The sequence below is a fragment of the Flavobacterium sp. N1719 genome, from assembly GCF_025947045.1.
Classification (GTDB): Bacteria; Bacteroidota; Bacteroidia; order Flavobacteriales; family Flavobacteriaceae; genus Flavobacterium; species Flavobacterium stagni.
In genome coordinates this window covers 2,761,107-2,776,262 of record NZ_CP109993.1, presented here as the reverse complement: position 1 = coordinate 2,776,262, position 15,156 = coordinate 2,761,107, and the positions used below count along the sequence as shown (strand labels likewise).

The window sequence follows — 15,156 nt, the reverse complement described above, 5'->3', positions numbered from 1 at the left end:
CGCTATGGCTGGTATGTGCTAGTTCGGTGTTTGGTTTACACGAAAAACATTTATCTTAGTAAGGAAAAATCGTTTCGCTTTGACCGCCACAGTCGGCTAGCGGCGGAACGTTATGGGCAATAATTCGACAAGTATGCGTTTCAAAGAACAATCAAAACAATATTATATATTAGGTCACGGAGCAATTTCCTTCTCAGTAATTAACTTTGAGATTGTAGAAGTAATTGACGATAATGGAAAGAAGGTTGTTCATGAGTTTATAAAATTACCTGAAGATTTTGAATTTGCTAGAAAATATGTTGGAGGTTATCATTCAGATCATACAAATCAATTTGGTAAAAGTAATATCTCCAAGATTTATGGGTTTGGCCCTTATTTAATTGACACGCTCGAATTGGATGATTATAAGAAAATCTCAATTGAAGAGTTTGAAAATCAGTGTGTTGAACTGTTGTTTGAATATAAAATAAATAGGGAAATCAAGTTTGCAGAATTTATTGGAAATGTAAAAAATGCCTTTAAAAACATAAAGATGAGTTCTCATGAGTTTTATCAATTACTCCCGCCAGAATGGAAATATTATGATATCAGTTCTTTTCAATTATCCGACTATTTATGTGGGTTTTCAATAAACAGGGTAGACAAAATTTTGACTGTGATACAGATTGATGATGAATAATATTACTGCCCATAACAGCCGCTAGCCGCTATGGCTGGTATGTGCAAGTTTGGCGTTTGGTTTACACGAAAAACGTTTATCTTAGTAAGGAAAAATCGTTTCGCTTTGACCGCCACAGTCGGCTAGCGGCGGAACGTTACCGGTAATAGCTCCAACCATCGTAAATCAAATTATATGCTAAATAAATCGATTTCATTATTATTTAAAACTGGTATTATTTTTTCGATAGTTTCTTTTTTAAGCGTTATGTTACACTTACTGTTGCGAAAAGGAGTGGAACAGCCGACAGCGAATATTGGTTTTCCTTTAAAATTCTATGAACAATTTTGGGCTGGTGAGAATGATTTACATTGGGGGTGGAATATAAAACACTTTTTAATTGATGGAATTCTTATTTTAATTGTAGTGTTAATTTTTGATCAATTTAAAAGTAAAAAACTGTGAAAAATAAAGCGTGTCGCTACAACCGGTAACAGCCGCTAGCCGCTATGGCTGGTAAGTGCAAGTTTGGTGTTTGGTTTACACGAAAAAGTTTATCTTAGTAAGAAAAAATCGTTTCGCTTTGACCGCCACAGTCGGCTAGCGGCGGAACGTTAGTGTCAATCGAATACTCACGATACTTAAATCACATATGAAGTTAAATATATGCTTTATAATGTTTTTTTTATCTCAAATTTGTTTAGCGCAAAAAGAGATCAAAAAAAGAATTCTTGAAAATAAAGAGTTTAAGTATGAATATACTTTCACTTTAGATATTGAAACAATAGGTTACAATAATACAAAAGTCATTGATGATACAGTTTATCAAATCAATTCTAAAAGTGAATTAGATGAAAATAAATTGAATGAAATAATAGATTGTATAAAGAAATCGATTCAAAAAAATGGGAGTTTAATTTCTATAGAATGTTCTGAAAAAAATAAGTTTCAAGTATTTATTCAAATATAGAATCGAAAAAAATCGACTGCCACTAACAGCCGCTAGCCGCTATGGCTGATAAGTGCTAGTTTGGTGTTTGGTTTACACGAAAAACATTTATCTTAGTAAGGAAAAATCGTTTCGCTTTGACCGCCACAGTCGGCTAGCGGCGGAACGTTAGTGCCAACTCTATGACGATACACAGAACACAAAATACTTACAATAGACAAACGAAAGACAATGGGTTATTACATTAGGGTTTTAGGGACATCTGACCCAAACATTCATATTGACGAACTCATTAGTGGACTGACTAATGAAGGTTTAATTGCAAAATTTGACATTGACCAAAATGAAAGTGCCGACAATTGGACTGTAATTGGTGTTTCAAACTCCAACGGTGATGACCTTTTACAAATTGAACGTAATCCAGTAAAGGACGGAAAACTTGGCAAGGAAGAAATTGAAGAATTTAAAGACGAGATAAAAGAGTATAAGCCAAATTCAGCCGTTAAATGGCTTGACAAGTATTTTGACAATGTAAAAGTTATATATGCATTTCAACTTCTTAACGCTTCAATGGAAGATGAAAACTTCCCAATTGTTGGTTCTATCAAATCTACAATTTGGAGTAAAGTTGGTGGAATACTTCAAGCGGACAATGAAGGATTTTCAAATGAAGATGGGTATCATATTCTTTGGCAATTTTCAGACGATGTGACAGGAGAATGGAATATGGCTGTTAAGAATTTCTTTGGCAAGTGGACAAATTTCACAATGGACTTGGGCGACAAAAAACAACGAGAAGAATTTTGGACAGGTAATGTTCCAAAAAACGCAAAGAAACTATGATAACAGATAGAAGAGCAGCCACTAACAGCCGCTAGCCGCTATGGCTGGTAAGTGCTAGTTTGGTGCTTGGTTCACACGAAAAACGTTTATATTAGTAAGAAATAATCGTTTCGCTTTGACCGCCACAGTCGGCTAGCGGCGGAACGTTAGGCTGCATTCAAAACCGACACGTTAATTTGCTAAAAAGAAGTAATATGAACGAATATTTCAAAGAAATGTATTCAAAAATCCAAGATAATTGGAATGTTGATTCATCATTAAAATATTTTGGCATTGGAAAAAGTAATGAAGGAAGTGAAGAATCAAAAGCTATATTGAGATATTATATTGAACCGGATGATAAGCGATTTCGACAAATTTTTTTGAACTTTGATATGAATCGCAATATAGAATCAATAGTTTGGTTTTTAGACAGGAATGAAAGTGAATTATTAAGTTTGGCACAATTAAAAGAACTATTTGGCTTATTTGAAACTCATAATATAGTTTATGATGAAACCACAGAACTTTTTTTTCTTCCAACACAAAATAAATTTATTAAATATGTACAAACTACAATACCAGAATGGGTTGAAAAAAGAAGAGATGGGACTTTATATTTCATAAAAGATAATCAAGAATACGAATTAGACGACAATTACAAAGTATCAACAATTGTATTTAAAATAATGAACGCCGCCTAACAGCCGCTAGCCGCTATGGCTGGTAAGTGCTAGTTTGGTGTTGGGTTTACACGAAAAACATTTATCTTAGTAAGAAAAAACCGTTTCGCTTTGACCGCCACAGTCGGCTAGCGGCGGAACGTTAGTGGCAACCTATTGACAAAACTGCAAATGAGGATATTTGATTTTTTTAAGAGGAAATCTAAAATGATTATTGAAGAAGACGAAAAACCTTCAAACGAGCAAAATGAGTTTGCAAAAGTTGCAATGGAAATTATTGCGCCAACAATCGAAAAGTTTGGCTTCGAATTATATAAAACCGAAATTAAAAAATACTCAACAAATATTACGTGGAAAAAAGAAAAGCAATTTGTAAAAGTCAGTTCAACAAGCTATCCAACAGATTATCCTTATTTCTACAATTTAATTCTTGGAAAAGCATCCGATGATAATTTCTTTGAAACTGACTGGAATTCAATAGCGTTGTGGAAATTTAAAAATGAATTCAATCCAAAAAGTACAGAGGCTGAATATAGATTCCCAATTGGTAATCAAGTTATTCCAAGTATAAAAAAAGCAAATACAGAATTGGAAAAATATGCTGATAGTTTTTTAAATGGAAACCTTGATTTGTATTACAAACTTTTAGCAGAACAGAATGAAGATCGAGAACCTTATAAAATTATAACAAAAAATTAGGCTGCCACTAACAGCCGCTAGCCGCTATGGCTGGTAAGTGCTAGTTTGATGTTTGGTTTACACGAAAAACGTTTATCTTAGTAAGAAAAAATCGTTTCGCTTTGACCGCCACAGTCGGCTAGCGGCGGAACGTTAGTGGCTAGTGTATGAACAACAATTATTAAAAATAGAAAGTTTAGTTTTCCAAAATTGAAAATTTGATTTGTATGCCAGATATTTATTTTTGGTTTTTATTTCCAACTATTATTTCATTACTTGTTTTAGTAAAATCAATTTTAATATTAAATAAAAATAGAAATTGGAAAAATTGGACATTATCAATTACTATAATTTTTCTGATTTTACTTTCTGTATATATGCTATTTATAATCTTTTTCTTGAAAGGTTGGCCGACATATTTGCCTTATATTTTAATAACAATATCTTTAATATTATATATAATCCAACTATATCTAAAAAATAAAACACCAGCCACTAACAGCCGCTAGCCGCTATGGCTGGTAAGTGCTAGTTTGGCGTTTGGTTTACACGAAAAACGTTTATCTTAGTAAGGAAAAATCGTTTCGCTTTGACCGCCACAGTCGGCTAGCGGCGGAACGTTACAAGCAAGCTTACAGCCATAACTCAAAAAATTTATAATTCAGAAAATGAGTCTATTAATTCAACAATTAGAAAAGTCAAAACAGAATAAAGAACTTTTAAGTTTTTCCGTGTATGGAGAGGATGAGAAATTTTGGTGTGGCTATGTTGTTGACTATTCGGAAGATTTTGTAGCTATTCAGCACTTTACAAAATTTGGAAAGAAAGATGGCATAATTGTTCATCCTGTCGAACATTTCGAAAGGATAGATTTTCACGATGACTATGTAAAAGCAATGGAGTGTGTTGTAGATTACAGTGATCAAATTTATAAACCTCACAAAATAGATCTTAGTTTCTCTCAAAGTGAGAATTTCTATCAGAGCGTAATAAATCAGCTCATTGGAAACAAAGATGTAATAGTCAGTTTTGAAATTTCAAATAATGATTATTATTCAGGATACGTTACCGAGGTTTCAGAAATTGACTTCATAATTAATTGCGTTGGAAAAGAAGGAGAAGATTTAGGAATGTCTTTATTCAAAATAGAAGACATAACCAGTATTCATATGGATGATGTTGACAACAGAAGAAGGAATATTTTGTTCAAGTGGAGAAAAGCCAGCTTGTAACAGCCGCTAGCCGCTATGGCTGGTAAGTGCTAGTTTGGCGTTTGGATTACACGAAAAACGTTTATCTTAGTAAGGAAAAATCGTTTCGCTTTGACCGCCACAGTCGGCTAGCGGCGGAACGTTACTGGCTAGCGCATGACGAAGAATAGTGCTAAAAGATATGAATTATTCAGAACAAGAATTAGAGGAGCAAAATACAGAGATTAAAAAAAATCTAGCTTATGTCTTTATACCAATTTTTGTAATGCTTATTTGTATAGGTATTTATCAAAATTATTCTTTGGATTACAAAAGCGAAAGATATATTGAAAGTAAAAAAATAGAATATCAAGGTAAAATAACTGCCAAAGAAGAAGAAGGAGATTTTACAAGAGCTCCTAGATTTATGGTGTTAAATGGCACGAATAAGATCAGAATACCAAATGAAATTTATTATCAAATTGAGATTGGAGATTCAGTAAGTAAAGAGAAAGGAAAAGATTCAGCTTATTATTATTTGAAAAATGGAAAAGTAATTATTCAAGATTGTAATAAGGTAATTAGAGAAGAGTACTTAAAATTAAAAATAGAGAAGTAAAATAGCGCCAGCCAGTAACAGCCGCTAGCCGCTATGGCTGGTAAGTGCTAGTTTGGCGTTTGGTTTACACGAAAAACGTTTATCTTAGTAAGGAAAAATCGTTTCGCTTTGACCGCCACAGTCGGCTAGCGGCGGAACGTTAGTGGCAATGTTAACCAAAAACGCCTAAATAATGAGAGTTTATTATTTCTTTTTGTTAATATCAATTTCATTAACTCAAATTGTTTTTGGACAAGAGAATCAAGTTAAAAAAAATGATTTAGGTGACCTTGTAATTATAACTAATGAAAATGAGTTGGACTGTTTTTACAGAAGTGCTTTGAAATATAATTGCGATTACACTTATTATGTATTTGATAATAAGATTTACTTTTTAGGCTGTAGTTTTATAGATTTTCCTTCAAATGGAAATATGGAAATTATTTATTCTTTTGAACGGTTTTCAATTTTAAATTGTAAAGTTGAATTAAAAATAGAGTTAAAGGAAAGTGTCAATAAAGACAATCGTTTAAGATATATTATTTCTGAAACTGGATTTCTAATTAAGTACAAAAATAATCTAGAGATAGAGAGAATTTCGGTTACAGATATTGATAACAAATATGTATTTCATTAAAAAAAAACACTGCCACTAACAGCCGCTAGCCGCTATGGCTGGTAAGTGCTAGTTTGGTGTTTGGTTTACACGAAAAACGTTTATCTTAGTAAGAAATAATCGTTTCGCTTTATCGCCACAGTCGGCTAGCGGCGGAACGTTAGCGGCTAGCGGTTGACGAGCCGAACGTAAATTTAATTTATGAGAAAACTGTCATCTATATTTTTGGTAATCTTATTCATTGGTTTCGCCTTCATTTGGTTTCTGTACAGTGCTTCTTCGCACAAAGTTTCAAATGAAACGCACCTAGTTCTTGCTTTCATTGAAATTGTACTATTCGCAACTTTTGCAGTCGTAAATCATAAATGGAATATTCTTAGAGTTTGGATTTTAATGCTTGTTGTAGAAACTCTAATTATTTATCGATACAATTTTATACAGCCTGAATGTGAGCCTTGTTTGCCAAATGTATATTGCGAACCCTGTATTTCGGATGAACAAATTATATTGAAATATATTGGAATTAGCATTGCAATTGTTTTCATATTATTGAAAATGATTCAGGGTTTTAAAAATTCCGCCATCCGCTAACAGCCGCTAGCCGCTATGGCTGGTAAGTGCTAGTTTAGTGTTTGGTTTACACGAAAAACATTTATCTTAGTAGGGAAAAATCGTTTCGCTTTGACCGCCACAGTCGGCTAGCGGCGGAACGTTAGTGACAAGGCCATTTAGAACGAAAAAACAATTAAACAATTGTAATTAACAAATTAAAACCAAGTCAATAATGAAAAAAACAATTATAATTTTATTTTGTGTTTTTATGGCACTGTTTTTATTCCTTGCTCTTAGACCTATTTCTGCTGACAGAGGAAATTGTAAAACTATTTCTGGGACAGTTAGCGAAGTGACAGAAGGTGGTGTTAAGGATCTTGTTATTAAACTATCAGGACAAGACGGCATTTTTTATATTAATAGAGGACTTGAGAAAAGATTTAAATTATCTGAATTTACTGCAAGGTTTAAAGGAAGGGAAGTGACTATTTCTTTTGCAGATCATTGGACACCTTTAGACCCGTTGAATAAAACCAAACACATAACAGAATTGACATTTGGGCAAGAAGTTGTTTTTTCAGAGTTAGACTGAAAGCCCAGCCACTAACAGCGATTTGGCGTAATGCCGGGTGCAGTGCTTCATATGACAGTTTTGTGGTAGGTTCAAGTGCGGTTCTTCGATTGAACTTTTGTGCTAAAATCCGCCACTACGCCAAGCCGAGAACCGTTAGTGGCTATTATTAAACTGCTTAAAAACAACTAATCATTTATAAAGAATGCTAGGAAACTGGAAAGGATATTATAGATTTGATAATGAAAGAATTCAGAAAGTAATCGGTTATAATGAAACCGAATTTGAAATTGTAATTGACAAATTTGATGGAAAAGAATTCTTTGGAAAAGTTAATGATGATGAGAAAACCGGCGGGATGAAAGATACTGGTGAAATTATCGGCAGATTAGAAAATAATGAGGTTTACTTTAAAAAATTAATGCCGAGAAATTGTTCAATTGCTTTGAATGGTGAGCGAGTGTATTCCGAAAAAAAACATCCAACTCTTTATTATTCAGGACTACTTTCTGATGATGGAAAAAAGATTGAAGGAAAATGGAAATTCAAAAGGCAACTTGGTTTTATATTTTATATAATTCCAATTATTTATAACCCAGGGAATGGAACATGGAGAATGGAACTGAAATAAAACTGCCTGTAACAGCCGCTAGCCGCTATGGCTGGTAAGTACTAGTTTGGTATTTGGTTTACACGACCCAATCATTGCGAACGGTGCGAAGCAAAAAACATTTATCTTAGTAAGAAAAAATCGTTTCGCATTCACTGAAACAACAAGCCTGCAGAAACCTAAATTACTATGAAGACACAAATAAAAGTAGCTTATTTTTATTTTATTACGGGGCTATTACTTTGCTTTTATTCAATGATAAGTCCAATCAAACACAGTTGGAATATTCAGGACAGCTATTATGTAGTCGAAAATAAAGATTTTGCAATTGTAGTGCTTGTCATTTATTTCTTTTTGGGTAGCGTTTTTCACAGTATAGATAAGTATTTTGGTTTCCGTGTAAAGTTTGTGCAATTCTTACTGTTTACGCTTCCATTTGGATATGATATGTATGTCGATTCTACTAACCTTCACAATTCAGTAAATGATCTATCAAACCCTCAGTCCATTAAGTTGTTTGAATCGTACCTACCGGCAATTGCGTTTTTTACTTTTTTGCTGAGTATTTTATATCTACTAATTTTAATTGGAATTGTAGTTTGGAAAAAAATTAACCGACCTACCCAAAACAACCCATTTAACTCGTAAGTATCAGTTTTTTTAAAATACTTTTGAAAAGTGGGCCAAGCACTACTTTTACTTTAACTTAAGAATTGGATGAAAAATTTATCGAATCAATTATGAACCCTCAAAAAGAATTAGCCAACCGTTTTCGCGAAGTGATTCTTAACGGAACTTGGATCGCCAATACCAATTATAAAAATGAACTTACTACGGTAGATTGGGTCACTGCTACTACAACAATTCAAGGTTTGAATACGATTGCACTTTTGACCCAACATATTCATTATTACATCAAAGGAGTGAAGCAGGTGTTTTTGGGTGGAAAATTAGAGATTAGCGACCGATTCAGTTTTGATTTCCCAGCGGTTCAATCACAAGCGGAATGGGAACAGATTTTACAGCATTTTTTGGAAGATGCCGAAGCCTTTGCACAATGTATTGAGGAAATGGATGATGCCCAACTGCATGCGCCGTTTGTGGATGAAAAATACGGAACTTACCAACGCAATATCGACGGGATGATCGAACATGCCTATTACCATTTGGGACAAATTGTGTTGCTTAAAAAAATAGTACAATCCCCATTGTGATTCTGAAAGAGTCCTGTAAAATACAAATCAGTTGGAGAAGGTACCGATTTTCTCCTTTGGGTTAGAAAAAGCAAGTGCGCCTTTCTTATTGCGGGATTTCGAGACGGTATCCTTTGCTTCGAACAACTACAATGTTTGTTGCAGGATCGTTTTCGAGTTTTTTCCTCAATTTTGAAATAAACATATCCAAACTCCGACTCACAATTACACCTTCGTCTTCCCAAATTTCCTTTTGTAATACGCTTCGCGCTATGGTTTTATTGGGTGCAGCCGCAAACAGGCGAAGTAATCGTGTTTCGGTCCCCGTCAATTCAATGATGGATTCCTGAAAAAGCAATTGTTGTTCTGGTACTTTAAATTCGAATAAACCTAGTGTATAGGAATTACTATTTGAATTAGGGACTACTTGCTTTTGACGGTGTCGTTTTCGAATCATAACAAATAGTACGAGGCTTACGAAGAAACCGATACTTCCCCAAATGATGAATGAAGAATACGCTTTGTTTTCAGGTTTGAATTGCACATTTATCGTGTAACAGGCTTTGGGTTGTTTTCTGCCAAGGCAGGTGATGAGGTCGTTTTTATTTTTTTTCGAAATGGCAAAACTATACACAATGGAATTGGAGTCACAGCGGTACACTTTAATGATGCTTTCGGAGAAATTAGGATCTTTATTCAATAATCGTTGGGCAAGAGCTACCAAGGAATCCGAAGTGAAAGTCAGTTGATTTTCAAACTGAATTTGGTATTCATTTTCATGAATTGTTTGAATCGGCGCCACTCTTGAAATTGAATCACCTGAAAGTAATAACAATTCGTGGCCCATTCGACGCAATAGTACTTCTCGTTTGGCCTTTTCAAACGAAGAATCCTCTTGAGGCACAAATGCCAAGCAAATACATAGACAACTGACGAACAAGAGAAAGAGTACAGTTCTTTTAGTAATAGTAAAAAGCGCAAGGATTGAGTTATGATTCACTACGTAAATACAATTTTTACAAAGTTTACAATTTTATTTACAATTTCGTTGCGGTTCCTCTTAAATTAGCCGTGTAATTTCGCCCTGAACTTTAAAAATAAAAATGATGAAAAGAAGAACAAACAATGGAATAGTAGTGATGCTTGCCATCTTGAGTTTAGGGATTGTAGCTTGTAAAGAAAATCAATCCGAACGAAAATCGCCTACTAAAGTTGAGGGAATACAGCAAAAAGAAAGCGCGATGGCCCAACGCAAAAAATGGGAAGCGTCTCCAGAGGGTATCCAATACAAAAAATGGGAAGCCTCGCCAGAAGGAAAGAAAGTTCGCGCCTGTTTAACAAAAATTCAACCGCGTCTTAAAACTTTTGCTCCCTTAAAAGCCGTGGTTACTTCTCTAACATTTGAACGTGTAAAAGGACAAAAATCGGGTCCAAAATGGCTATTGGTTGCCATAGACGGTGAAACGTATATGTTGCAATTCAGTTTGAAAGATTTTCAGCGATTAAAAAGTTTGAACGTTCAAGATAGCCTGATCATCAAAAGTCGGTACGGCAGTTTTTCACCCAATCATCCCTATTTAATTTTATCCAGCGATTATATTGCCAAAGGCGATAAGGTGTTATACAAGCGCGATACATCAAAGGATAAAAAGTGTTAGTTGGCGGGTTTGATTTTGAGCATTCAGGAACTAATGCTTGTTGTACCAATTATTTCGTACTTTTAGGAAATCAGAACGATTCAACTTTAGAAACAAAATTAGCATAACGGTATGGCACAAATCAATCCGCATATCAATTTCAATGGCAACGCCGCTGAAGCCTTCGCTTTTTATCAATCGGTTTTTGGCGGTTCATTTTCTAAAATTGTGTATTTCAGAGAAATTGCAAGTGCCACTTTTCCTATTCCAGAATCGGAATTAGATAAAATAATGCACATCGCTCTTCCCATTGGGTCAACGGCATTGATGGGGAATGATGTGCCGGAGTTTATGGGAAAAGTAAACGAATTAGAACACCGTTCAAAAATTGTTGTACAAGCGGAAAGTAGGGAAGAGGCCATCCAACTTTACACGGGATTATCACAGGAAGGAACGATTGAAGTACCCATGGATATTCATGGGGAGGTAGTATTTGGAATGTTTCGCGACCGCTTTGGAATTGAATGGATCATTGAGGTGGTTTTATGATTTTTATTTTTTTAAAATAGTAAGCAATTCCAAATTTTCAAATTCAAAATTATAGTTAATATTAAATACATACCATGAGAACCATTCATTATCTTATTTTAGTACTTAGTTTTTCTTCCCTTTCTTGGTCACAGAGTCCGACGACTACTGCAGTGAATACAAAGAATGGTACTGTTGACATCCCGGGTAAGTGGACCGAATTTCATACAGAAGCGAGTTCGGGTCAGACCTATTTAAAAAACGATGAAGGTGTGATTATTGCTGTAGCTTACAATCTAAAAAAGGCGTATCCCTGTTACAAAAGTGGGGTTTCAGATTTTGAAAATGTACAATTGTTTCACCAATGGGATTCCGACTATTACAAGGAGAATAAATACGACACAGCTTTATTAAAAGTCAATGAAGCCAAAATTTCTATTATTTGGAAATTTAATGATAAAAGACGGGATAATGTATTTTTATTTGGTTCTAAGGAAAACTGTTTTCTCAATCTAATGGTTTACACGGACCTTTGGGAGGAATCAAAAAAAATAAGCTTTCTGGAGGAATGGTATGCCTTGAATACGAAATAAGTATTTTTGCTCAGTTGTTTGCCAAACCCATAAAATGGAAATGAATAAACTGCCTAAATATAAAATTTTCGGAATAGCTATAGTGGGCGCTTTTTTACCTTGTGTGCTGCTTGTACTTATTTCTATGATGTTTTATGGATCTCAATTTCCAATTGTTAAATACTACTATTTGCAGGCGAGTTTTGCGCATAAAACGGGTGATTTATCAGACGCTTTATACAATTATAATGAAGTAATTCGTCGCGATAAAAATTACATTAACGGTTACATTTCAAGAGGAAGTTTATTTTTGGATCAGAAAAAATATAAGCAAGCCATTGACGATTATTCGCATGCTTTACAATTGCAACCTCAAAATGAAGAAGCGTATGCCTACAGAGGTAGGGCTTTTTATGAAATAAAAAATAATAAAGCAGCCCTAGAGGATTATAATTTATCCCTTCAAATCAATCCAAATTTTGCGTATGCTTACACCCAACGGGCGTTATTAAAATATACGCAATTGCATGATTTTCAAGGTGCTTGTGAAGATTTGAATCGTGCCGCTGAATTGGGAGATTCAGATGCTAAAGCGCATCTTGAAAATAAAGTATGCGAATTTGATTAAATCGAAAAGGCAAAAGACCGTTTATAAACAAGAATCCCTTACGTGAAAGTAAGGGATTTTTTTATGCAGTTTCTGAAAATTGGGATTCGTAGAGTTTTTTATAATACCCGTTTTCCAATTGCAGTAAGGTGGCATGATTGCCCGACTCTACAATTTGTCCGCGCTCCATCACGATAATTTTGTCAGCATTTACGATAGTGGCCAAACGATGGGCAATCACAATGGAGGTTCGTCCTTCTGTTATCGTATCAGTTGCTTTTTGAATCAATTCCTCGGAATGGGTATCAATAGAAGAAGTTGCTTCATCTAGGATCAAAATACTCGGATTACTCACATACGCACGAAGAAAAGCAATCAATTGACGCTGACCCGATGACAACATCACACCGCGTTCTTTGACATCGTGATCGTAATTCCCGGGTAGCGACATGATGAATTCGTGAACACCAATTTTCTTGGCCGCAGCAATCACCGTTTCCCGACTGATTGCTGGATTCCCCAACGTAATGTTGTTGTAAATAGAATCAGCAAATAAGAACACATCTTGAAGTACGACCCCAATTTGGCGGCGCAAACTTTCTAAGGTAAACGCATCGATATTGGTGCCGTCAATGGTGATCGAACCGGAGTCGATTTCATAAAAACGATTCAATAAATTGATGATGGTCGATTTTCCAGCGCCTGTGGCACCTACAATGGCGATGGTCTGACCCGGTTGGACTTTTAAATCAATGCCTTTCAATACTTCTTCACCTGGAATATAACTGAATCGCACGGCTTTAAGTTCGATTTTTCCTTTAAAATGTTCGGCAACAACTGTCCCGTCCACTTGTTTTTCTTCTTGTAAATCCAAGACATCAAACACACGATTGGCAGAAATCATACCCATTTGCATCTCATTGAATTTATCGGCAATTTGGCGCAACGGATTGAAAAGCATTCCGATGAACATAGTGTAGGAAAACAAGTCCCCGAAGGTGGTGAACTTATCGCCGTCTAAAATACGTACACCTCCGTATAACACGACTAAGGCCAAACACAAGGATGAGATGATGTCTGCGATAGGGAAGAAGATGGAGTTGTATAAAATGGTCTTTATCCATGCTTTGTTGTGCTTTTCATTAATCTCTTTGAATTTTAGGTACTCAATATCCTCGCGATTAAACAACTGAACAATCTTCATCCCCGTCACGCGCTCTTGAACAAAAGTATTCATGTTGGCGACTTGGGTTCTAACTTCTTCGAAGGCTACCTGCATTTTGCGTTGAAAAACGCGGGTGACATAGACTAAGATAGGCATGGCGGCGACCACAATGAGTGTAAGGCGCCAATTCATGTAAAACATAAATCCGAGCACCACCACCATTTTCAACAAATCACTGATGATCATGAACAATCCTTGACTGAAGATACGGGCAATTTGTTCAATATCTGATACTGTTCGAGTCACCAATTGTCCCACAGGTGCCGTATCGAAATATTTCATTCGGAAGCGCAACAAATGGTGGAATAATTTTAGGCGGATATCCCGAATGATATTTTGGCCTAAAATATTGGCCCAATACACAAAATAGAATTGGAATAAACCTTCTAGGATTAAAACAACCCCCATTAAGCAAACGTACAAGAGTAAACCTTGTGCATCTTTGGGATCAATATATAAATCGACAGTTTTTTTTAATAAAAAGGGGCGGAGAGCCGTGACAATAGATAATAAAATCGCAGCCGCAATCACACCGCGAAATAACAGGCGATAGGGCTGAGTGAATTTCAAAATTCTCCGGAATAATTGGGAGTCAAAGGCTTTGGCTTTCATAGTTTTAATCGTTCCTGAAAAGGAATATAGGGATAATGAACTTCAGTAAGGTATAAACCGTGAGCAGGGACAGAAAATCCGGCTTTGCTACGGTTCTTACTCGCTACTATCACTTCTAAATCGGTTAGACTTATTTTGCCTAAACCCAAATCTATCAGAGTTCCCACGATGGCACGCACCATATTGCGCAAAAACCGATCCGCTGAAATGGTAAAAATAAGCTGATTGCCCTGTTGTTGCCATTCTGCATGTTCGATGACACAATTAAACGTTTTGACATCGGTATGCACTTTGGAGAAACATTCAAAGTCGGTATGGGTTTTCAATACCGCACAACCTTCATTCATGGCCTTCAAATTTAACGCGTGTGGATAGTACCAACTGTCTTCGCATTCAAAAGCGCTTTTGCGGGTATGGATATGGTATTCATAGGTGCGACGCGTAGCATCAAAACGGGCATGGGCATCGGAATGAACGGGATACAAATCGAATAAGGCAATATCTTTCGGGAGATACGCATTTAATTTTTTGAGTAGCACAGGAATATCCAATTCGCCCTCATAATCAAAATGCGCAAACATTTGCCGTGCGTGTACTCCGGTGTCGGTTCGACCTGCACCTGTAGCATCAATGGGAGTGCGCAAAAGAAGCGACAACGCCTTGTTCAAGGTTTCCTGAACAGATGCGGCATTGGGTTGGTATTGCCATCCGTGGTACGCCGTGCCTTTGTATGCAAATTCGATGAAATATCTCAAAATTCAACTTGGGTTTAACGGGAGCAAAGGTACGAAGATTTGTGTAGCTAAAAGTGAATCATTTCTTAAGAAAAGAATGTAAATTGCATCCTTTTTGAAA

The 15,156-nt window shown here is 35.6% G+C and carries 19 protein-coding genes; 16 read left to right on the top strand and 3 right to left on the bottom strand.

All coding sequences use genetic code 11. The features are described from left to right. Window positions 1-133: 133 nt before the first annotated feature. The 12 genes from OLM45_RS11905 (at window position 134) to OLM45_RS11850 (ending at window position 9,141) form a co-directional block, all read left to right on the top strand. On the top strand, window positions 134-679 hold the full coding sequence (locus OLM45_RS11905; RefSeq protein WP_264510436.1) for a hypothetical protein: 546 nt from the start codon (window positions 134-136) through the stop codon (window positions 677-679). Window positions 680-853: 174 nt separating this feature from the next. Then, window positions 854-1,123, top strand: a complete 270-nt coding sequence (locus OLM45_RS11900; protein ID WP_264510434.1) for a hypothetical protein — start codon at window positions 854-856, stop codon at window positions 1,121-1,123. A 211-nt stretch (window positions 1,124-1,334) separates the two neighbouring features. Beyond that, window positions 1,335-1,628 carry a hypothetical protein gene (locus OLM45_RS11895; RefSeq protein ID WP_264510432.1) on the top strand — a complete coding sequence of 98 codons (294 nt, stop codon included), beginning with the start codon at window positions 1,335-1,337 and terminating at the stop codon, window positions 1,626-1,628. Window positions 1,629-1,838: 210 nt separating this feature from the next. Further along, entirely contained in the window at window positions 1,839-2,450 is a 612-nt protein-coding gene (locus OLM45_RS11890; RefSeq protein ID WP_264510430.1) for a hypothetical protein, read from the top strand. A 194-nt stretch (window positions 2,451-2,644) separates the two neighbouring features. Continuing rightward, window positions 2,645-3,133 (top strand): hypothetical protein, encoded by a 489-nt coding sequence (locus OLM45_RS11885; protein WP_264510428.1) that lies wholly within the window; start codon window positions 2,645-2,647, stop codon window positions 3,131-3,133. Window positions 3,134-3,319: 186 nt separating this feature from the next. Beyond that, a complete protein-coding gene (locus tag OLM45_RS11880; protein WP_264510426.1) occupies window positions 3,320-3,811 on the top strand; it encodes a hypothetical protein in 492 nt (163 codons plus the stop codon). A 647-nt stretch (window positions 3,812-4,458) separates the two neighbouring features. After that, window positions 4,459-5,022 carry a hypothetical protein gene (locus OLM45_RS11875; protein ID WP_264510424.1) on the top strand — a complete coding sequence of 188 codons (564 nt, stop codon included), beginning with the start codon at window positions 4,459-4,461 and terminating at the stop codon, window positions 5,020-5,022. A 160-nt stretch (window positions 5,023-5,182) separates the two neighbouring features. Next, on the top strand, window positions 5,183-5,599 hold the full coding sequence (locus OLM45_RS11870) for a hypothetical protein (RefSeq protein WP_264510422.1): 417 nt from the start codon (window positions 5,183-5,185) through the stop codon (window positions 5,597-5,599). 172 nt (window positions 5,600-5,771) lie between these two features. Beyond that, window positions 5,772-6,215: a hypothetical protein gene (locus tag OLM45_RS11865; RefSeq protein WP_264510420.1), complete on the top strand. Its 444-nt coding sequence runs from the start codon at window positions 5,772-5,774 to the stop codon at window positions 6,213-6,215. 763 nt (window positions 6,216-6,978) lie between these two features. Next, complete coding sequence (locus OLM45_RS11860; protein ID WP_264510418.1) at window positions 6,979-7,338, top strand: hypothetical protein; 360 nt, start codon at window positions 6,979-6,981, stop codon at window positions 7,336-7,338. A gap of 184 nt (window positions 7,339-7,522) precedes the next feature. Next, a complete protein-coding gene (locus tag OLM45_RS11855) occupies window positions 7,523-7,948 on the top strand; it encodes a hypothetical protein (RefSeq protein ID WP_264510416.1) in 426 nt (141 codons plus the stop codon). A 719-nt stretch (window positions 7,949-8,667) separates the two neighbouring features. Next, the gene (locus OLM45_RS11850) at window positions 8,668-9,141 is read left to right on the top strand and encodes a DinB family protein (RefSeq protein WP_264510414.1); all 474 of its coding nucleotides are present in this window, start codon (window positions 8,668-8,670) and stop codon (window positions 9,139-9,141) included. An 85-nt stretch (window positions 9,142-9,226) separates the two neighbouring features. Here OLM45_RS11850 and OLM45_RS11845 read toward each other — a convergent pair whose 3' ends face one another. Continuing rightward, window positions 9,227-10,024 (bottom strand): helix-turn-helix domain-containing protein, encoded by a 798-nt coding sequence (locus tag OLM45_RS11845; RefSeq protein WP_264512979.1) that lies wholly within the window; start codon window positions 10,022-10,024, stop codon window positions 9,227-9,229. A 202-nt stretch (window positions 10,025-10,226) separates the two neighbouring features. Between OLM45_RS11845 and OLM45_RS11840 the strand changes: the two genes are divergently transcribed. The 4 genes from OLM45_RS11840 to OLM45_RS11825 all read left to right on the top strand — a co-directional run bounded on the left by OLM45_RS11840 (window position 10,227) and on the right by OLM45_RS11825 (window position 12,485). After that, entirely contained in the window at window positions 10,227-10,778 is a 552-nt protein-coding gene (locus OLM45_RS11840) for a hypothetical protein (RefSeq protein ID WP_264510412.1), read from the top strand. Between the two features lie 111 nt (window positions 10,779-10,889). After that, window positions 10,890-11,306 (top strand): VOC family protein, encoded by a 417-nt coding sequence (locus OLM45_RS11835; RefSeq protein WP_264510410.1) that lies wholly within the window; start codon window positions 10,890-10,892, stop codon window positions 11,304-11,306. 74 nt (window positions 11,307-11,380) lie between these two features. Beyond that, window positions 11,381-11,878, top strand: a complete 498-nt coding sequence (locus OLM45_RS11830; protein WP_264510407.1) for a hypothetical protein — start codon at window positions 11,381-11,383, stop codon at window positions 11,876-11,878. Window positions 11,879-11,918: 40 nt separating this feature from the next. Beyond that, window positions 11,919-12,485 (top strand): tetratricopeptide repeat protein, encoded by a 567-nt coding sequence (locus OLM45_RS11825; protein ID WP_264510405.1) that lies wholly within the window; start codon window positions 11,919-11,921, stop codon window positions 12,483-12,485. 61 nt (window positions 12,486-12,546) lie between these two features. Here the strand turns inward: OLM45_RS11825 and OLM45_RS11820 are convergent, their stop codons facing one another. Next, the gene (locus tag OLM45_RS11820) at window positions 12,547-14,301 is read right to left on the bottom strand and encodes an ABC transporter ATP-binding protein (protein WP_264510403.1); all 1,755 of its coding nucleotides are present in this window, start codon (window positions 14,299-14,301) and stop codon (window positions 12,547-12,549) included. Further along, window positions 14,298-15,056, bottom strand: coding sequence for a tRNA pseudouridine(38-40) synthase TruA (gene truA / locus OLM45_RS11815; protein WP_264510401.1), 759 nt, complete (start codon window positions 15,054-15,056; stop codon window positions 14,298-14,300). Before truA ends, OLM45_RS11820 begins: the two co-directional genes overlap by 4 nt. Window positions 15,057-15,156 lie beyond the last annotated feature (100 nt).

Excerpts from the sequence above, each read along its gene's own strand:
- OLM45_RS11840 (WP_264510412.1), top strand. The coding sequence starts at position 10,227 with ATGAAAAGAAGAACAAACAATGGAATAGTAGTGATGCTTGCCATCTTG.
- OLM45_RS11850 (WP_264510414.1), top strand. The coding sequence starts at position 8,668 with ATGAACCCTCAAAAAGAATTAGCCAACCGTTTTCGCGAAGTGATTCTT.
- OLM45_RS11825 (WP_264510405.1), top strand. The coding sequence starts at position 11,919 with ATGAATAAACTGCCTAAATATAAAATTTTCGGAATAGCTATAGTGGGC.
- OLM45_RS11830 (WP_264510407.1), top strand. The coding sequence starts at position 11,381 with ATGAGAACCATTCATTATCTTATTTTAGTACTTAGTTTTTCTTCCCTT.
- OLM45_RS11870 (WP_264510422.1), top strand. The coding sequence starts at position 5,183 with ATGAATTATTCAGAACAAGAATTAGAGGAGCAAAATACAGAGATTAAA.
- OLM45_RS11880 (WP_264510426.1), top strand. The coding sequence starts at position 3,320 with ATGATTATTGAAGAAGACGAAAAACCTTCAAACGAGCAAAATGAGTTT.
- OLM45_RS11895 (WP_264510432.1), top strand. The coding sequence starts at position 1,335 with ATGTTTTTTTTATCTCAAATTTGTTTAGCGCAAAAAGAGATCAAAAAA.
- OLM45_RS11855 (WP_264510416.1), top strand. The coding sequence starts at position 7,523 with ATGCTAGGAAACTGGAAAGGATATTATAGATTTGATAATGAAAGAATT.
- OLM45_RS11875 (WP_264510424.1), top strand. The coding sequence starts at position 4,459 with ATGAGTCTATTAATTCAACAATTAGAAAAGTCAAAACAGAATAAAGAA.
- OLM45_RS11865 (WP_264510420.1), top strand. The coding sequence starts at position 5,772 with ATGAGAGTTTATTATTTCTTTTTGTTAATATCAATTTCATTAACTCAA.
- OLM45_RS11900 (WP_264510434.1), top strand. The coding sequence starts at position 854 with ATGCTAAATAAATCGATTTCATTATTATTTAAAACTGGTATTATTTTT.
- OLM45_RS11820 (WP_264510403.1), bottom strand. The coding sequence starts at position 14,301 with ATGAAAGCCAAAGCCTTTGACTCCCAATTATTCCGGAGAATTTTGAAA.
- OLM45_RS11835 (WP_264510410.1), top strand. The coding sequence starts at position 10,890 with ATGGCACAAATCAATCCGCATATCAATTTCAATGGCAACGCCGCTGAA.
- OLM45_RS11860 (WP_264510418.1), top strand. The coding sequence starts at position 6,979 with ATGAAAAAAACAATTATAATTTTATTTTGTGTTTTTATGGCACTGTTT.
- OLM45_RS11890 (WP_264510430.1), top strand. The coding sequence starts at position 1,839 with ATGGGTTATTACATTAGGGTTTTAGGGACATCTGACCCAAACATTCAT.
- OLM45_RS11885 (WP_264510428.1), top strand. The coding sequence starts at position 2,645 with ATGAACGAATATTTCAAAGAAATGTATTCAAAAATCCAAGATAATTGG.
- OLM45_RS11905 (WP_264510436.1), top strand. The coding sequence starts at position 134 with ATGCGTTTCAAAGAACAATCAAAACAATATTATATATTAGGTCACGGA.